Raw genomic sequence first — 1,310 nt, 5'->3', positions numbered from 1 at the left:
CCGGCGGCGCGCTGGCCCTGACCGCCGGCGGCGGCCGGGCCGAGGCGGCCGCGCCGGGCGGTGCGGACGCCGCGGTGCCGTTCCACGGCGAGCACCAGGCGGGCGTGCTGACCCCGCAGCAGACCGCGGCGATGTTCGTCTCCTTCGACGTGATCGCCCCGGACCGCAAGGCGCTGGAGGACCTCTTCCACACCCTCACCGACCGGATCCGCTTCCTGACCGCCGGCGGCACCCCGCCGGACCTCGGGGTCGGCGCGCCGCCCGCGGACAACGGGATCCTCGGCCCGGTGGTGCCCAGCGACAACCTCACCGTCACGGTCGGCGTCGGCGCCTCGCTCTTCGACGGTCGCTACGGGCTGGCCGCGGCCAAGCCGGTCAAGCTGAAGCCGATGAAGACCTTCCCCAACGACAACCTGCAGGCCGCCGAGCTGCACGGTGACCTGTCGCTGCAGATCTGCGCCAACAGCCAGGACACCGTGCTGCACGCGCTGCGCGACATCGCCAAGCACACCCGCGGCGCGATGCAGGTCAGGTGGCGGATCGACGGCTTCCAGAACGCCCCGCGGCCGAGCGGCGCGCAGCGCAACCTGCTCGGCTTCAAGGACGGCATCGTCAACCCGGACACCACCTCGGGCCGGGAGATGGACCGGCTGGTCTGGGTGCAGAACGGCGCCGGCGAGCCGGCCTGGGCGGCCGGCGGCAGCTACCAGGTGATCCGGATCATCCGGATGCTGGTCGAGTTCTGGGACCGGGTCTCGCTGGCCGAGCAGGAGAAGATGTTCGGCCGCCGCAAGGACACCGGCGCCCCGCTGGACGGCGCCAAGGAGACCGACGCGCCGGACTACGCCAAGGACCCGAACGGCACCGCGATCCCGCTGGACGCGCACATCCGGCTGGCCAACCCGCGCACCCAGCAGAGCGACGACTCGCGGATCCTGCGCCGCGGCTACAACTACGACCGCGGCGTGGACAAGGTCGGCAACCTCGACATGGGGCTCGCCTTCTGCTGCTACCAGCAGGACGTGGTGCGGCAGTTCGAGGCCACCCAGACCCGGCTGATCGACGAGCCGCTGGTGGACTACATCTCGCCGGTCGGCGGCGGCTACTTCTTCGTGCTGCCGGGCGTCAAGGACGCCGCCGACTGGCTGGGCCGCACGATGTTCGCGGCGGCCTGAGCGGCACCCCGCCCGAGCCGCACCGCCCCCGAGCCACCGGCACGCGCCGCCCGACCTCCGGCGGGTGCCCCTCCCTCGGCCGGGCACCACTCCGGCCGGCCGCGCCGCCCCGCCTCCCCCTGGCCCCGAGGCGGG

The 1,310-nt window shown here is 73.9% G+C and carries 1 protein-coding gene; it reads left to right on the top strand.

What is annotated here, in order from left to right; all coding sequences use genetic code 11:
* On the top strand, positions 1-1,175 hold a 1,175-nt coding region (gene efeB, locus ACQRUO_RS39435; RefSeq protein ID WP_428321001.1), incomplete at its 5' end, for an iron uptake transporter deferrochelatase/peroxidase subunit.
* Positions 1,176-1,310: the final 135 nt, after the last annotated feature.

Origin of the sequence: Kitasatospora sp. LaBMicrA B282, assembly GCF_050325825.1 — a bacterium.
Lineage (GTDB): Bacteria > Actinomycetota > Actinomycetes > Streptomycetales > Streptomycetaceae > Kitasatospora.
This window is presented reverse-complemented; position numbering and strand designations above follow the sequence as displayed.